Genomic DNA, 15,917 nt, shown 5'->3' on the forward strand with positions numbered 1-15,917 from the left:
CAAATTTAAGCATCAAGGTACTAGTACCTGGTACTAGGATAACGTGCTATACTAAGCATAACAGTTATACACATCTTGTTTTATATAGGAGAGGTTCATATTGGATAATCAGCAGTGGATCGCACCTGAGTACTACAATCTCACTTCGGAAATGGAACGTCATGCTCCGGAAAAGATTGCGCTTAAGTGGTTGAATGAACAAGGAGACTACGAGGAGATCACTTACGGAGATCTTCGCAAGCAAGCTAACCAGCTTGCCGGAGGGCTCGCAGCACTCGGCCTTCAGCAAGGGGATCGTGTTCTTGTAATGGTTCCCCGTCGAATCATCGCTTATGTCATCTATTTAGCATGTCTGAAGCTAGGACTTGCCATTATCCCTTCATCAGAAATGCTTCGCGCAAAGGATTTATCTTATCGTCTGCGGCATTCCGAAGCCAGAGCTGTTATTGCCTGGTCCGAGGTCACTGATGAAGTTAATAAAATCTCGGACGATCTGCCTGCTCTGGATTACCGTCTTTCCGTATCCGGCGACCCTGACGAGCTCGGTCATGGATGGCTAGATCTGGAAGGCCTAATGATTGATCAGCCAGATAAATTCACAGCAGTCGAAAGCCACCGCGACGATATGGCGATCTTGGCATATACCTCTGGAACAACTGGCAACCCTAAAGCAGTCGTTCACAGTCATGGCTGGGGTTATGCTCACTTACGTATCACATCGCCTCAATGGCTCGATATCAAAGAAACTGACACCGTTTGGGCAACAGCAGCACCGGGCTGGCAGAAGTGGATCTGGAGCCCCTTCCTAACCGTCCTTGGCAACGGGGCGACCGGCTTTGTATATAGTGGATCTTTTCATCCCAAAAAATATTTGCAGCTACTACAAGATCACAACATCGAGGTATTATGCTGTACGCCAACCGAATATCGCTTGATGGCCAAATTAGAAAATCTCAATCAGTATGACTTGTCCCACCTTCGCTGCGCGGTTTCTGCTGGAGAGCCTTTGAATCAAGAGGTTATCAACACCTTCCAGCGTGAATTCAATATCACGATTCGTGATGGTTACGGTCAAACAGAAAGTACGCTTATTATCGGTACTCTCAAAGATACACCTATCCGAATAGGTTCTATGGGTAAGTCTATTGCTCCGGGTCTAATTGAAGTGGTAGATGAGGACGGCATTCCGTTACCTGCTGGAGTTGTTGGAGATATCGCAGTGCACTTAAGCATGCCAGCGTTATTCCATACCTATTACAAAGACCCTGGCAGAAAAGAAAGCTCTACTCACGGCGAGTTCTTCATAACTGGTGACCGGGCACGGAAAGATGAAGAGGGCTATTTCTGGTTCGAGGGCCGTGGAGATGACATTATCATTAGTTCGGGCTACACCATAGGTCCTTTCGAAGTAGAAGAAGCCCTTATGAAACATGCTGCGGTTAAGGAATGTGCGGTCGTTGCAAGTCCGGATGAAATCCGCGGACACATCGTTAAAGCTTTTATTGTACTAAAAGATGAGACCGCCGCTTCTCCAGAGCTTGTGAAGGAGCTGCAATCCCATGTTAAAGAATGGACCGCTCCTTATAAATATCCACGCAAAATCGAGTTCATTCAAGATCTTCCGAAGACGACCTCCGGAAAAATACGGAGAGTAGAGCTTCGCGAGCAGGAGAAACGTGCTGCGCAGGAGTAACATAACAGTAGATATTTAATAAACAAAGAGCAGCTAGTCCGTAATAGGACTGCTGCTCTTCTTTATAGGGTATCGGCTTGTTACTCGGACCAATATTTCGCATCCGGGTTTAGAGCCGCGCCTACTTCGCCCTCTTTTACTAAATCGCAATCGAGGTAACCCTCTTCATCCAGGAAATAAACCTCCTGCTTGTAGAACTCACATAAAGTCTCCAGGAACTTTTCAGGTGATTCATACATGACAATCAGATCCCCAAAATCATGCAGCAGGTCACATACACGTTCCACACCATCTGCAGATTTATAGTAACAAATGAAGTCGCTACCGTAGTTCGTTAAGATCGGCAAGATAACTCCATCCACTTGATGGCCTTTTTCCTCCAATATTCCAGCTAAAATCTTCATCTCTGCTTCATATTCATTAATATGAATTAGACGATATCCTGGAATAAATTCGATCAGACTTGGTTCTTCTTCCTCACTGCTTGTACCCGAAACTGTGTTATAAATGGCCTTCAGCAGTTCAGGGGCTTCCGGAAAAATCGCCGTAATCTTCGCTTCATTATCACCCTTACCTAAGCTGGCAATATAGTCAGGACGTAAGTCAGCGGAAAGCTTAAGATATTCTTGAAATTGTTCTGTCAATTTGTTAGTTTGCATGTTGTCATCCTTTACTTGTTCGAGGAATTCCACATCTTCATCAGCCAAGCGTCAAAGTCAGCGCCCTTTTCGCCTTCGTAAATATCGTACACGTCGATTCTCATCTTCTTCAGCTTCTCTTTGAAATCTTCGTACGAATGATCTCTTGGCAAGCTCTTCTTGATTCTCAGGAGTATTTTGGATACGCCTTTTACTAGCTCCGGTTTATTCTTGGACGGTGCTTTAACATCTTCGCCGAATGCCTTCAGTTTAAGGTAAGCCGCTTCTTGAACTGTATATACAGGATCGCTCTCCATTAAACGCGTCAGGATATCGATAATTTGTTTGTGGTTAGTCTGTCCCAGTTCTTCAACAGCTTCTAGACGGGCTCTCCAATCCGCAGAGCGGTTGGCAGCTTTCTTTAATTCCTCGTAATTCTCCGGTAGTCCATTATTGTTCAGTTCTTCGATCATTCCGTTCAATCCCCTTCTATTCAAAACTATCTATCTAACATTAACAGTATAACCAACCATTGCGCAAGCTAAGAGAGGAAGATCTTTGCATGACCTTTTCCTTCAAACATATTTCCACAAAATTGGGGTAAAGTATTCGAAAGAAAGTGTCCCGCAACATTCTATAGACTCTTTACGTTAGTTAACTAGAGAAACGTAGATCAAACACACCAAGGAGAGTGACCTAATTGAAAAAACATACCTTCATTCTAGCGTTAACTATTGTATTAAGTGTAATGCTTAGCGCCTGTTCCAGTAGTAACAATGAAGCCGTTGTCGAAACCAATCTGACGCCGAAAGAAATGATCGACGAGATGCTCGCAAAAGTGGAACAGCCTTCATTAATGGAAGTTGAAGAAGATATGGTGGCTCAGCTGTACCATCTAGCTCCATCATTACTTGAAGATTATAGCATTAGAATGCCAATGATGAATGTGAAAAGTAACGAAATTGCCATTTTAAAAGTTAAAGATGCAAAAGATATCTCTACTGTCGAAACCGCCGTCAAAGAGCGTGCGACTGATATTCAAAAGCAATTCGAACAATATCTTCCGGATCAGTATGAGAACGCCCAAAATTATAAGCTGGTCACAAAAGGCAATTACATCTTATTTGTGATTTCGGAGAGTGCTGATCAGCTGGTGACTGAATTTGATACCTTGTTTACTAAAAAATAATTAGCGATGGTATTCAGCAGCCTACTGTTCCTATTCCTGTTCCTGCCGGCTGTCCTTGCACTCTACTATGTTTCGCCTTGGCGAATCAAAAACCTCATATTGTTCTTAAGCAGTCTGGTGTTTTATGCTTGGGGCGAACCAGTCTACATTGTAATTATGTTGCTGTCCACCATTACGGATTACGGCTTTGGTCTACTTCTTAGTAGACCGAAGCTAACTAAGGTACAGCGCAAGTGGATTGTGGTTAGCTCTATGGTTATTAACCTGGGCTTATTGTCGTATTTCAAATATGCAGATTTTCTCATCCAAAATGTAAACGAACTCCTCGGTACTCATATCCCATTAACTGATTTACCACTACCTATTGGGATTTCGTTCTATACCTTTCAATCCATGTCGTACATCATTGACGTATACAGAGGAACTGCTAAAGCACAGCGAAATTGGATTGATTTTGGTACGTTTGTAGCCTTGTTCCCGCAATTAGTAGCCGGTCCTATCGTTCAATACAACACCATTGCAGAGCAATTACGAGCGCGTTCGGTGGATATCCCCATGTTCGCAGAGGGTGTACGGAGATTCATTATCGGACTAGCCAAAAAAGTGCTGCTTGCCAATAACATCGGTTTGCTCTGGCACACCATCTCCAGCTCCAATCTAGATTCCATGCCTGCTTTAACCGCTTGGATTGGCATTATTGCATTTGCTTTTCAGATCTATTTTGATTTCAGTGGATATTCGGATATGGCGATTGGCCTCGGTCTTATGTTCGGCTTCCGCTTTAACGAGAACTTCAACAAACCTTATATTTCACAGAGCATTACCGACTTCTGGCGGAGATGGCATATTTCCCTTAGCAGTTGGTTTCGTGACTACGTATATATCCCGCTTGGAGGCAACCGCCGGGGTTTAGGCATTCAGGTGCGCAATATCCTCATCGTCTGGCTGTTGACGGGAATCTGGCACGGAGCAAGCTGGAATTTTCTACTCTGGGGATTATACTTTGGGGTTATTCTTATCTTTGAAAAATGGTGGGGATTAAAGCTACTGAGCCGCCTACCGCGCTGGGTTAGGCATCTCTATGCCATTGTACTTATTCTTATCGGATGGGTCTTGTTCGCCTTTGAAGAACTTCCGTTGGTGCTGAGTTACTTGCAAGCGATGCTCGGTTTTAATGGCCAGCCATTGTGGAATAACACAACTTTATACTTCACTTACACAAACGCGATTCTACTTTTGGTACTCATATTAGCATCTGTACCTTTGAAACTCTCCAAGCGTATGGATGCTGAAACGATTCCTTCTCTGGTTTGGTATGGCGTGCTATTCTTCCTATCTGTCGCTTACTTAGTGGATGCTACCTTTAACCCATTCTTATATTTCCGATTCTAGGGGGTGATTGTTTATGAAGCAGAGAACGGATCGAATACTAGTGGTAGGATTTGTCGCGACGCTGTTTCTGGTGGGTATAACCTTTTTCTTACTGCCTGTTCAACGTTTCTCTGAGCTAGAGAACCGATATTTACAAAGCGCTCCCCATCTGACATGGGACAATTTATTATCCCACACCTATGCGGAAGAGGCGGAAAGCTTCGTAACCGATCACTTCCCTTTTCGCGCCAAATGGGTATGGGTGAAATCGGCGATGGAGCAAATGAGGTTGCAGCAAGAAAATAACGGAATATATAAGGGGAAAGACGGCTACTTATTCGAAAAATTCGAGGCACCTGATCACAATAAGTTTCAGCAATATACAGCGGCTGTGAAGCGTTTTGCCGATAAAAATGCTGAAGCCAAAACGACCTTTCTGCTTGCGCCGACATCGGTAGGCTTGTACAACGAGCGTCTTCCCTGGTTAGCACCCGTATATTCGCAAGCCGAGGTGAATCAAACGATTGCTGAGGATGTAGGGGATAGCCTGACTTTTATAAATGGATTTGATGTTCTTGCTCCGCATGCCGCAGAGCCCATTTATTATCGAACCGATCATCACTGGACAACCTACGGCGCTTATTTGGCTTACGTAGCTTATGCTAAAAGTATGGGATGGCAACCTCTGTCCCAGAGCGAATTCGAGATTGAGACGGTAAGCGATTCGTTCCTTGGAAGCTACCATACGCGGAGTCAATTCATTGGGGTGGCACCAGATTCCATTCAAGTGTATAAGCCTGTTCATGATGTATCCACCAAGATGCATATTGTAGATACAAGTGAGACTTTAACAAGTATGTATGATTCAAGCTATTTGGAGAAAAAAGATAAGTACTCTTATTTTCTAGGGGGCGTTCATGCCCTCATGAAAATCACAAGCCAGCTTGATCCTAAAGTGGTCAAACAGGAGAAGTTGCTCGTCATCAAGGACTCCTATGCGCATAGTGTCATCCCTTTTTTGACTCAGCATGTACCGGAAATCCACGTGATCGATATCCGTTATTATAACGGGAGTATCAGCGAGTACATGGCTCAGAATGATATCAAGGATGTATTGATGCTGTTTAATACAGCTACTTTTGTTGATAATGCTTCGATATTGAAGCTGAATTGATGGTAGGGCGATGAATATGGTGATGGCTGGTAAAGAATATAGTGATTGTGTGATGAATATGGTGATGGGGCGATGTATATGGTGACGGGGCGTAACTGCGGGAAGTTTGGACTTTCGGTCGCTGTTGTCTCCAGATGTTTTTGATTTTACCGCTATCAGCGGATAACATCCGGAGACAAAGCATATGCTTCCGATGCGAGCTTTCCTTCGGAAAGCTTTCAGGCGAACGCTCCGCTCCTACAGTTCCAAAATTCCCTCCGTTACTTTTCACCATATTGAGGGCTTAAATATCAAGATCCAAAAACACCGATTAAACCACAAGATTAAAAATGTACCCCATAATAGCGTTATTTTAGTTATAAAACTAAAGCACTTGATGTGCGTACAAACAGAATAAGAAAATCTTAATAAGGGTAATTACATGGGTTATTTGTGTTATTTGTGTTATTTGTGTTATTGGTTGAATGATTTGTTCATTTAACAATGGGTAGCCCCACCAAACAATAAATTAATTGCCATCTTCTAACACGTATGTCCTTATTACTGTATCACCATCAAATACATAAATCCTTTCGCAATCAATGCATCTCCATACATCATATCGGGGAAAAGGTATTGTAACTGGGTCAATTGAATCTCCTAAATTTATAATTTTGTCCCATTCTCTATCTGTATAGACCCTTAATTCAACGTCATTGGGTGCATTTGAGTTTGAAAGTGCTTCACCACATTTACATTGTAATTTCGCCATTGAACCCCCTCCTTTTAAGGATATGTGATAATTCATTTGCTCATCCAAATTTCAACCTTGCCGGGAATTGTTCTGTTGGGATATTGCCCAAGATACACGATCTATAATCTGCCTTGCTCGGTCTGAAGTCAATCCTGCTTCTTAGCATCAATTGTCAATGTTTCTTCGCCTTGCTTCAATACAGCTTGTATCCTTATTGTGCCAGTGTTGGCATCAGGATTCCCTAAGGTCTTGAGTTCTGTTTTAACTCCAACATTAATCTTCAACATCAAACCAAACACTAAAACTAATATACGAATCCTCTAATGCGGCTTCATATTTGAGATCATTCTTAGCTAGAATCTCCGCGACAATAGACAGACCAAGTCCAGTTCCGGAGATTTCTTTATTCCGAGACTCCTCGATGACATAGAACGGGTCCCAGATATACGCTAGATGCTTCTCTTTTAGGCGCGTGGTTTTATTAGTAATGGTGAATTTCAAAGTGCCTTGGATATCATTCGCTAATGAGATTCCAAAGACATTCTCTTCCCCATATTTAATGGCATTACTAATTAAGTTGTTGAATACAATTTCTATCTGGCTAATATCCTCTTCAACGATGGATCGTTCAACCGAATGGAATTCGGTCTGTAACGTCAGGTTTTTATTTTTAAGCGTAATGTTATATTGTGAGATCACTTTGAGCAGAAGCTCTTTAAGATCGAATTTTTTTTTATACACTTCGGTCTTTTGAATCTTGGACAGCTTAATTAAGTAATCCACCATATCAGACGTATACTTCACCTGTTCCAAAATGATATCCGTATACGTACCATCATCCAAATCATCTTGAATGCCAATGGTATACGCTTGGATTAAGGATAACGGTGTTTTTACCTCGTGTGAAATGCTTGAGATCAGTGTGTTTAAGCTTTGATTTTTCTTTTCCAGCTCTGCATGGGCGCTTTTCAAACGCTGACTCATCTGGTTAATGCTCTTTGATAATTCTTCGATTTCATCCCCCGACTTAATCGTCACTTGTTTAAAATCAAGATTGGAGATATCCTTCGCTACATCCTGCAATTGCTCTAACGGAGTAATGATTTTCCTCGAAAAAAAAGCCACTAACAGCAAGCTGATAATAATCCCCAAAAGAATAGAATAGAAGCTGAATTGGTTTACGATGTTTAAAGCATCTGTATTATGCACAACCACAGTGCCGATGAGGATTAGACTGCCATCCTGCTCGTATATTTTCGTTAATAGACTGGACTTCAATTTCCCCTGATTAAATAATAGATTCACCGTTTTTCCTTCGTTTACCTTTTCCAATACTTTTTCCGTAATCCAGAATTTATTAAGTGCCACTTTATCTTTATACAACGCAAATTGAATATTCTCGTTGATTATTGTTGCGCTACCGTTGTTCTCAACCCTAACTATCGTTACATTGTTATTGTTCTCGATCGCTGTTTCTTTCTCCATGAGATGATCCAGACTGAGATCCTTTACTTCGTCATAAATGTCGTTAATTTTGGTTTTCATTTTGTAAAGGTAATAATCGGACGAGAAAAAATTGTGCAATGAATAGGACGTCCCAAACACAATCAGCAGAATAATACTTACCATAATCAATAATTTCGTGCTTATTTTATTGATTTTTATCATGGAAGCTGTACCCCATTCCCCTGTGTGTGATTACGTGGTCAGCCCCAATCTTATCGCGTAATCTTTTGATATGTGTATCCACGGTTCTCTCTTCACCAAGATAATCCATCCCCCAAACGGAAGATAACAAAGAATCTCTGGACAAAATCCGGCCTTTATTCTCATATAGGAAGGTTAGCAGTTCAAACTCTTTTTTATATAGGGACAGCTCCTCCCCATTCTTGAACACTTTTTTTCGCTCAAAATCAATTTCTAAGTCCCGTATAGCAGCTACTTTTTCGGTACCCAGCATTTTTTTGATTCTCAGCATTAAGATCCGTGGATCGAATGGTTTTCTTATATATTCATCTGCACCGATATCTAATGCGCTAAATTCATCGTCATGGGAAGATCGAGCGGTCAACATGACCACCTTAGCTAAACTAACCTGCTTGATTTCATTGCACACCTCAATCCCGCTTCGCTTAGGCATCATCCAATCCAGTACCACTAGATCGATCTTATTCGAAAAAAAGAGCTCCAGCGCCTCCTCCCCATCCGCTGCTACCCAAACGTTATAGCCCTCTTTTTCGAAATAAGTCTTCAATATAGTGGTCATGTGTTTCTCATCATCGGCAATTAGAATGTTCAAGTAGCATCATTTACTCCTTTCCTTCAAGTCCTTTCTTCAATACTTCCCATATCGGGCTATCGACTACTTTTCGAGGAGGCTGTTGCGCCTTTCTCTATCGCTTGCCAATATTCCCAGGTTGGGGGCTTACTTCCCAATTCATAATCCATACCGTCCCAAGTATCCTCGCGGAAAGCATAAAACGCCCAGTGCCAGCCGAAATCATCAAAAATCGAAATTAAATCAGCCATGTATTGATCTGCACCTTTTACTAGTCGATTCGTTCCAAACTCTTCTGCAACAATCCGATTTGCGGGGATGTTATGTTCCTTTGCCCACTGCGCAACAGGTTCCAGAAATTCCTTTAAGGCTTCCTTGTTAAAAGCTTTTTCCGTTTTATTATCCCCGACCTTTACCGTTCCAGGATATTCATAGGTTAACCCTTTTTTCTTATTTTGACTGGTTAACTCGTAAGGCTCGTACATATGAAAAGCATACAACACATTCTCATCATCGATCGGTTTTAAATATTTAAAAGCCCAAGGTGTAGCATACAGCCCAGAATTTACGATAATTGGCGTCTTGGTATCTACGGTACGAATAGCGGTCACTATCGTCTCATATAAAAGATTCAAATCCGCAGGGGTATTCTCTACTGAGCTATACCATTCGCTGTAGTCCTGTGTCCAGAAGTCATTAAATCCCGTGGCGGTCTCTGGATGTGGCTCATTTATCAGGTTATAACCGATTACCGCAGGATGATCTTTCAACCGGCTTGCTAGATCTCTCCAAAACACTGCCGCTTGTTCATGATAACTGAAATCTTTCCATATCCGATCATCATTTTTGTAATTATTGAACTGTCTCCAGCGATCTCCGGGGAGACTGAGGACGGTCAGCACCACTTTGGAGCCCCGAGCTTCGGCTGCATCTAAGTCCGCTTTTAACTCGGCAAAATCCTCCTCAACAATCCCTTCATACTTATCTGCATTCCCTATTAGAAAATCTTTATCCGGGTTCGCATCCGGTTTGTCATTAAATAAATAGTCACTGTCTTTTGCCCATTTATCTGGTGCCAAACGAATGAATTCAATATTCTGCTCTTTGGCAGCATCATAGTTTTCCGGTAAAGATTTTGAATTCATGAAATTGGTTCCTTTTTTCTGGCCATCCCAGAAGGCTAACTTCTCATTCCTTTCTTTCATTTCTTCCTTCTTCTCTTCTTTCTTCAGTTCTGGATTGGCTTGCGGTGGTACCGAACTGCATCCGACAACCAACAATAAGGTCAACACGATAAAAGCTTTAGAATTCTTCATTTTCTCACCTCGTAGCCTATCGTAGCGAATCTCTGTTACAAGAGTGTCACAAGGGGTTGAAATCAAGCCGTACAAGTAGGTAGCTGATGAATTTCATGCGAATCCAAGAGTCGAACCATCCTCTCTCATATTCTATTTCTAGGAGGTGAGTATAATATGACAATTCAGTTTGTAGATTTAAGACTTTCCAACCAAGCTGCTTCCGATGCTACACCAGCAGTTATTCCACTAGCAGCGACTCCCCTTGTTTTTGGGGATATTGGTATTCAGACCGCAGGCGTATCGGCTGAAAATCAAGGCAATGTCCGCATACTTTTGACAGGATTTCTAAAAGTAGAAAACAATCCTCTTTTCAACACTAATACTGTTAATGTTCGTAGAAACGGAAGCATCATTTTCACCACAACATTTGGTGTTGCAATCAGCAGAGAAAACGAGGCTTTCGGTTTTACAGCAGTAGATGTTCCACCACCAGCAGCGGTCGCAGCAGGTCAAATTCAGTACACGGCGGAGATCTTCACTAATGCTGCTGCAACAGATCCCTTTAATAATGTCCAAGCCAGAAACTTTAGCGGCATTGCAGCAGCAGGTAACTTCTAGCATTAATATGCAGCGGGTGGATGAGCGAATTGTCTCGTTTAAAAGCAGAAGCTCAACCAAAAGTACTGGTTGAGCTTCTGTTCATTCTCCAAACAATAGATTCAAAATTCGTTCATCCGCTTGGCGGTTCTTGCCTTTAAAAGGATAACAGTGGATATGAATCGCTGGATTAAAATTGATCTCAATAATGCTGTAATTGGTACCCTTCGCCTCTTCCCTAATATCATCAATCATCATGTCTACTCCACAAATAGTGGCTCCTGCAGCTTTAGCTGATTGAATGGCTAGATCTTTATAGCTGTCCGGAATCTCATCAGTAAAGTCTAAGCTATCTCCACCGGTACTAATATTCGAATTCTCCCGCAGGTAGATGATCTCATTTAATGAAGGGATATCGTTCCAAGTCATAGTGTGATTCTTCAAAAACATCTCTTCTGCTTTGCCAATCCGAATCTTCTCAAGCGGAGTTTTGTAGCCACGACCTCTTAGCGGATCCTTATTCTTTTCGTGGACCAGCTCTTCAATCGTATGTACACCATCACCGACCACATTCGCCGGAACCCGGTGCAATACTCCGACTACTTCATCACCCATGACTAGAAAACGATATTCTTTCCCCGTCATAAATTCCTCAAGCAGCACTGTTCGATCATGCTCGAAGGCGATTTCGAAGGCTTTTTGATAATCTTCTTTGGAGAAATCATCTGTAAAAATAGTAATGCCGAGTCCAAAGTTGGTTGATTTGGGTTTGATCACTATTCGCTTATTACGATAAGTGCCATATGCATTCATTGCCGCTTCCAGATCTCCAAATGCCTCACCTGAAGGAACACGAATGCCTTGTTGTTTGAGAACTTCCTTCGTAACAATTTTATTCTCCATAATTAGTACCGTGCTGTAAGAATCCAGGGATGTCTTCGTAGCCTGCTTAACGTATTCTTTATGATCGCCTTTCGTAAGTACAACGAAGTTCTCTTCCCGATCAAGCAATTGGAACTTAATCCCACGTTTAACTGCTACCTTCAGTAGAAGCTGTGTAGATAGCTCCAAATCCTCATATCCTACAAATCGGTATCCATTCGCAAGACTTTCCTTAGCATATTGTTTGGCTTTATTCAGATGATATTTAATAAAAGAGGATTGTTGAACTTCCGACTTCACAATCCCTGCAAAGCTCTGATCTGGATTTAGAATCTTATCCTTAGCTCCGTTCAGAACGTTCGAGAGCTGTTTATCCTCTGGGTTCAATAGCTGAATCATATCCTGCATTTCTTGCATACAAATTAAAGCCTTCTGTTCCATTGTCCCGCAAGAATCTCCGTAATCATGCAAACAGCCTTTGATCCCCTCCATGATCAATTGATCATGATTAAGATTCGCCATCTTCTGATCCTCTACTCCGAACGGTTCATCCTCTTTTAATAGCATATACAGGATAAACAGATGAATGAAAGTCATTGATTCTTTGCTAATTCCTATTTTATAGAGTGGATTGAGATCAATAAAACGAAGCTCCAAATAGGCAATCCCATCCTGCAGCAGCTCCTCTAACGGATGTTTACCTCTTGCCGTCTTCACTCTAACCGGGCTATAGAACTCTTTTACACTTAATAATTCTTCCGATTCAATCAACGCTTGTAAATCATGTACATATTCGGTAAGCGAGTCAAAAGATACATAGAGAGGCTTTTCATTCCGATACCCGCATTCGCTATTTCGCAGTGAATTCATATTCAGATAATAGAAGCTTTTATCATCATCCGATTCACCACGTGCCACACATTGCTCCATATAAGTCTTATCAAAAACAGGACTAGCACCTGTTAAATAGATTAGAAGCCAGCGGTATCGCAATAGGTTGCGGGCTATTTTTAAATAGGTAGCATCTTTGAAATCTTTAAAACGCTCTTGTGGATCAGCGATATCATGAAGTTTTTTTAGAAATTGTTCATCAAAAGAGAAATTATAATGGATCCCACTCAGCAATTGTCTTTTACGACCATACTTATCGGCTAGCTGATGTCTATACTCGTCCTCTACCGGATTACCCATTTTGGCAATGGGAATGTCCTTATCATTCGGCAGCATGGGAGGATTACTACTCGGCCACAGATATTCTTCATTAAGCTCTAGCGACACAATATCCTGCAGCGCCTCCAGAAAGTTATAAGTCTCTTCAATAGAATCAAAAGAGGGTGTCACCATTTCAACCTGACTCTCTGAGAAATCCGTTTGAATATAGGGGTTCTCCAGCTTGTTTCCAAAGGCTTTTGGATGTGGTGTCAGCGCAAGTCTTCCCTCTGGATCCACTCTGACATTTTCTTTTTCCAGTCCAAATTCTCCGTGAAAAATCTCCTTATTCAAATGGTTATCCTTTAAAAGCTGTATGAGTTTACGATTTAATAAAGCCATTCCTACGCTCATCCTTTGCTTAGTAGTTTGCCTGCTGTTTATTCATTCTGAACAAAGATCTTCTAAACCAGAACACAAGAATAACACCCTTGAACACACTGCTTAGCGCAATCGACATCCACACCCCATTCAAGCCAAAAGGTTCGGATAAGAGTAAGGCTAGTGGAATTCGGAGTGCAGTAAATGAAATACTAAAGATCGGTGGGATGTGGGTTTGACCCATGCCGTTAAAAGCACCTACTGTCATCAATTCCATACACATGAATAATTGTGAGTAACCGATGATCCGCATATAATCTGCGCCCAATTCCAAACTTGTCTGGTCTGATAAAAACAATGAAAATAGCTGCTGCGGGAACGCAATAAATATAAGCGACACGATCACGCCAAAAATGGAGGTTAAAATCAAGGCCTGACGATACCCCTGCCCAATACGATCGAAGCGACGTGCTCCATAATTTTGACCAAAAAAGGCAGCAATAGCTCCCTGTAGTCCGCCAATGGTCATATAGGAAATGGATTCAATTTGGATTCCTACTTTTTGAACCGCAATAGCATCCGCTCCAAATCGTACAATGATCTTGGCAATGATGATCGATATGATCGTAAAGGTGACCCGTTGGATCGTTATTGGTAGCCCCATGCGGATGACTTCTTTCATTTGACGACTGTCCCACGCGGATGTGTTTGAAATGAGTTCTGACTTTCTTGTCTTCATGATAAAAAGAGCCGTAACCAAAATGTTCGCCGTTAATGTTGCAATAGCTGCCCCCGCTACTCCCCATCCTTCAAAACTGCCCCAGCCAAAAATCAAAAATGGATCAAGGACAATATTAACCATAAGACCAATGGAGAAGATCTGAAACGGTTGTTTACTATTTCCCATAGCGTTTAAGAGAGTTGCGAATAACGTATTCACGATGGAAAATACCGATCCAAATATCGAAATCACTAGAAATTGTCTAGCCATCCGCTCTACTTCATCACTTCCAAGATCAAAAAAACCAATCAACTGATTCTTGGTTAGTAGCACTAAACTCATATAGAGAAGTCCTAATAAAATAGACATCATAAATCCGTTCTTTATATAAGATTTAGCCTTCTCTAACTGACCAGATCCCATACAATGCGCCACCTTAATCCCTGTGCCGATCGTAACCATAGTCGATAAAGCAATCGCTAGATTAATGAAAAAACTCGCTGTACCAATCGCGGCAACCGGACCACTTCCTAATCTTCCAACCCAAATCATATCGACTAGACCATAAGTAGTAGAGATGAAATTCGTCGCAATAATCGGAAGCGTTAATTTCATTAAGGTAGGCATTATAGGACCCTGAGTCAAATCGTTTGTGTCCTTCAAGTCTAATTACACCTTCTTCATCTAATTTCAAATCCATTATATAACCGCACACTTATATAATCAATTGATTATATTTGAACAATATTTTGAGATCGGATTTTTCAGCGAAATGGCTATTGAAAACAATAAGGAGTTCGTTTACAATAAAACCAATAAACAGTTCTATATTTATAGAACAAGTATCCGAGTCAGTATCTCACTGAAAGAATGGAGCAGCTCATGGATTATAAAGTAGAAGTCGATTTTGCACCCATGTATGAATGTGTTTATAGTATGACTGCTTTTCTAAGTAAGCAGAACCATACTGCCATGGATTCCGGTAAGCTCTGGGTACGCGATGTTCAAGCCAGATTCGCGCCAATGCTGCTACGTAAAATGCAGGAAGTCGTTAAGAAACTTGATGATTTCAGTTTGGCTCCCTATATTTGGTGCTGTCCAGGAGAGCGTTCGGTAGAGGGGTTTTTGGAGTGGTTCGATGGTTTATCTTCGGGCGAACTGTATGAAATATCCGGACGTTTCGGCCAATCGGTCCCTTCCAATCTTGCGGAGCTCAGGGACACTGCCGCTGACATCCTCCGCGAATGGAACGCGGGATACTTCAGTGGAATCGATCCTAATATAATCAAAGGGCTTGAGCAGGAAGCCGAATCAAGACGCGCGATGCTAAGCGGGAACAATGATATGGAAGTCTTTGAAGCAGCTACTGCTGGAATGCGCCTTTATCCAACCGAACATCTGAAGCAGGTCATTATCATTCCGCAATATCATGCTCGTCCACTGGTTACGACCGCTATGTATGATGAATTCGTATTCACCAGCTACTCTTGTGATGTTCTCCCTCCGGAAGCTGGACGGCCTGCGCCTGCATTACTCCGCCTTACCCGTGCGTTGTCAGATGAGACCCGGCTGTATATCCTTCGTTTGCTCACTGGCAAGCAGCTCAATTTCACAGAAATCGTGCGTGAGGTAGGCCTTTCTAAAAGCACAATCCACTACCATCTTATCGCACTGCGTGCAGCTGGGCTGGTCATTGTCCATACCAATGTTAGAAACACATCGTACAGCCTGCGATTAGAAGCATTAAATGAGCTGCCCCAGCAGATTGGGACATATCTGGAGAGTTAAGCATAAACGCCTTAGGCGTCCTTAT

Annotated in this window: 13 protein-coding genes and 1 pseudogene; 6 read left to right on the forward strand and 8 right to left on the reverse strand. The window is 42.1% G+C overall.

Translation table 11 applies throughout. The features are described from left to right. Nucleotides 1–97 precede the first annotated feature (97 nt). Nucleotides 98–1,693 (forward strand): acyl-CoA synthetase MbcS, encoded by a 1,596-nt coding sequence (mbcS, locus tag MKY52_RS05220; protein ID WP_339248425.1) that lies wholly within the window; start codon nt 98–100, stop codon nt 1,691–1,693. Between the two features lie 80 nt (nt 1,694–1,773). On the opposite strand, the gene MKY52_RS05225 is transcribed toward mbcS, so the two are convergent. Further along, entirely contained in the window at nt 1,774–2,352 is a 579-nt protein-coding gene (locus MKY52_RS05225; protein WP_149647967.1) for an SMI1/KNR4 family protein, read from the reverse strand. Between the two features lie 11 nt (nt 2,353–2,363). After that, nucleotides 2,364–2,804, reverse strand: a complete 441-nt coding sequence (locus tag MKY52_RS05230) for a HEAT repeat domain-containing protein (RefSeq protein WP_042184977.1) — start codon at nt 2,802–2,804, stop codon at nt 2,364–2,366. 227 nt (nt 2,805–3,031) lie between these two features. Here MKY52_RS05230 and MKY52_RS05235 point away from each other — a divergent pair, with 227 nt between their 5' ends. From MKY52_RS05235 to MKY52_RS05245, 3 genes are read left to right on the forward strand one after another with little or no spacing between them, the layout of a single operon-like run. Further along, nucleotides 3,032–3,520 (forward strand): DUF4358 domain-containing protein, encoded by a 489-nt coding sequence (locus MKY52_RS05235; RefSeq protein WP_042184975.1) that lies wholly within the window; start codon nt 3,032–3,034, stop codon nt 3,518–3,520. 6 nt (nt 3,521–3,526) lie between these two features. Beyond that, a complete protein-coding gene (locus MKY52_RS05240) occupies nt 3,527–4,912 on the forward strand; it encodes an MBOAT family O-acyltransferase (RefSeq protein ID WP_341050221.1) in 1,386 nt (461 codons plus the stop codon). A gap of 13 nt (nt 4,913–4,925) precedes the next feature. Then, entirely contained in the window at nt 4,926–6,065 is a 1,140-nt protein-coding gene (locus MKY52_RS05245; RefSeq protein ID WP_341050223.1) for a DHHW family protein, read from the forward strand. Between the two features lie 508 nt (nt 6,066–6,573). On the opposite strand, the gene MKY52_RS05250 is transcribed toward MKY52_RS05245, so the two are convergent. The 4 genes and pseudogenes from MKY52_RS05250 to MKY52_RS05265 form a co-directional block, all read right to left on the reverse strand. Further along, entirely contained in the window at nt 6,574–6,816 is a 243-nt protein-coding gene (locus MKY52_RS05250; protein WP_341050225.1) for a hypothetical protein, read from the reverse strand. 255 nt (nt 6,817–7,071) lie between these two features. After that, a complete protein-coding gene (locus MKY52_RS05255; RefSeq protein WP_341050226.1) occupies nt 7,072–8,466 on the reverse strand; it encodes a sensor histidine kinase in 1,395 nt (464 codons plus the stop codon). Continuing rightward, nucleotides 8,450–9,097 carry a response regulator transcription factor gene (locus MKY52_RS05260; RefSeq protein ID WP_042184967.1) on the reverse strand — a complete coding sequence of 216 codons (648 nt, stop codon included), beginning with the start codon at nt 9,095–9,097 and terminating at the stop codon, nt 8,450–8,452. Before MKY52_RS05260 ends, MKY52_RS05255 begins: the two co-directional genes overlap by 17 nt. A gap of 10 nt (nt 9,098–9,107) precedes the next feature. Next, nucleotides 9,108–10,392 (reverse strand): annotated as a pseudogene (locus MKY52_RS05265) (glycoside hydrolase family 5 protein). Nucleotides 10,393–10,548: 156 nt separating this feature from the next. Here MKY52_RS05265 and MKY52_RS05270 point away from each other — a divergent pair. Next, a complete protein-coding gene (locus MKY52_RS05270; protein WP_341050229.1) occupies nt 10,549–10,992 on the forward strand; it encodes a hypothetical protein in 444 nt (147 codons plus the stop codon). Nucleotides 10,993–11,073: 81 nt separating this feature from the next. Here MKY52_RS05270 and gshAB read toward each other — a convergent pair whose 3' ends face one another. Continuing rightward, complete coding sequence (gshAB, locus tag MKY52_RS05275) at nt 11,074–13,404, reverse strand: bifunctional glutamate--cysteine ligase GshA/glutathione synthetase GshB (RefSeq protein WP_341050230.1); 2,331 nt, start codon at nt 13,402–13,404, stop codon at nt 11,074–11,076. 19 nt (nt 13,405–13,423) lie between these two features. Next, on the reverse strand, nt 13,424–14,767 hold the full coding sequence (locus MKY52_RS05280) for an MATE family efflux transporter (protein WP_341050232.1): 1,344 nt from the start codon (nt 14,765–14,767) through the stop codon (nt 13,424–13,426). Nucleotides 14,768–14,986: 219 nt separating this feature from the next. Here MKY52_RS05280 and MKY52_RS05285 point away from each other — a divergent pair, with 219 nt between their 5' ends. Continuing rightward, a complete protein-coding gene (locus MKY52_RS05285) occupies nt 14,987–15,892 on the forward strand; it encodes an ArsR/SmtB family transcription factor (protein WP_341050234.1) in 906 nt (301 codons plus the stop codon). Nucleotides 15,893–15,917 lie beyond the last annotated feature (25 nt).

It is taken from the genome of Paenibacillus sp. FSL P4-0184 (assembly GCF_038004625.1).
Classification (GTDB): Bacteria; Bacillota; Bacilli; order Paenibacillales; family Paenibacillaceae; genus Paenibacillus_AQ.

Excerpts from the sequence above, each read along its gene's own strand:
- MKY52_RS05225 (WP_149647967.1), bottom strand. The coding sequence starts at position 2,352 with ATGCAAACTAACAAATTGACAGAACAATTTCAAGAATATCTTAAGCTT.
- MKY52_RS05230 (WP_042184977.1), bottom strand. The coding sequence starts at position 2,804 with ATGATCGAAGAACTGAACAATAATGGACTACCGGAGAATTACGAGGAA.
- MKY52_RS05240 (WP_341050221.1), top strand. The coding sequence starts at position 3,527 with ATGGTATTCAGCAGCCTACTGTTCCTATTCCTGTTCCTGCCGGCTGTC.
- MKY52_RS05245 (WP_341050223.1), top strand. The coding sequence starts at position 4,926 with ATGAAGCAGAGAACGGATCGAATACTAGTGGTAGGATTTGTCGCGACG.
- MKY52_RS05250 (WP_341050225.1), bottom strand. The coding sequence starts at position 6,816 with ATGGCGAAATTACAATGTAAATGTGGTGAAGCACTTTCAAACTCAAAT.
- MKY52_RS05255 (WP_341050226.1), bottom strand. The coding sequence starts at position 8,466 with ATGATAAAAATCAATAAAATAAGCACGAAATTATTGATTATGGTAAGT.
- MKY52_RS05270 (WP_341050229.1), top strand. The coding sequence starts at position 10,549 with ATGACAATTCAGTTTGTAGATTTAAGACTTTCCAACCAAGCTGCTTCC.
- gshAB (WP_341050230.1), bottom strand. The coding sequence starts at position 13,404 with ATGGCTTTATTAAATCGTAAACTCATACAGCTTTTAAAGGATAACCAT.
- MKY52_RS05285 (WP_341050234.1), top strand. The coding sequence starts at position 14,987 with ATGGATTATAAAGTAGAAGTCGATTTTGCACCCATGTATGAATGTGTT.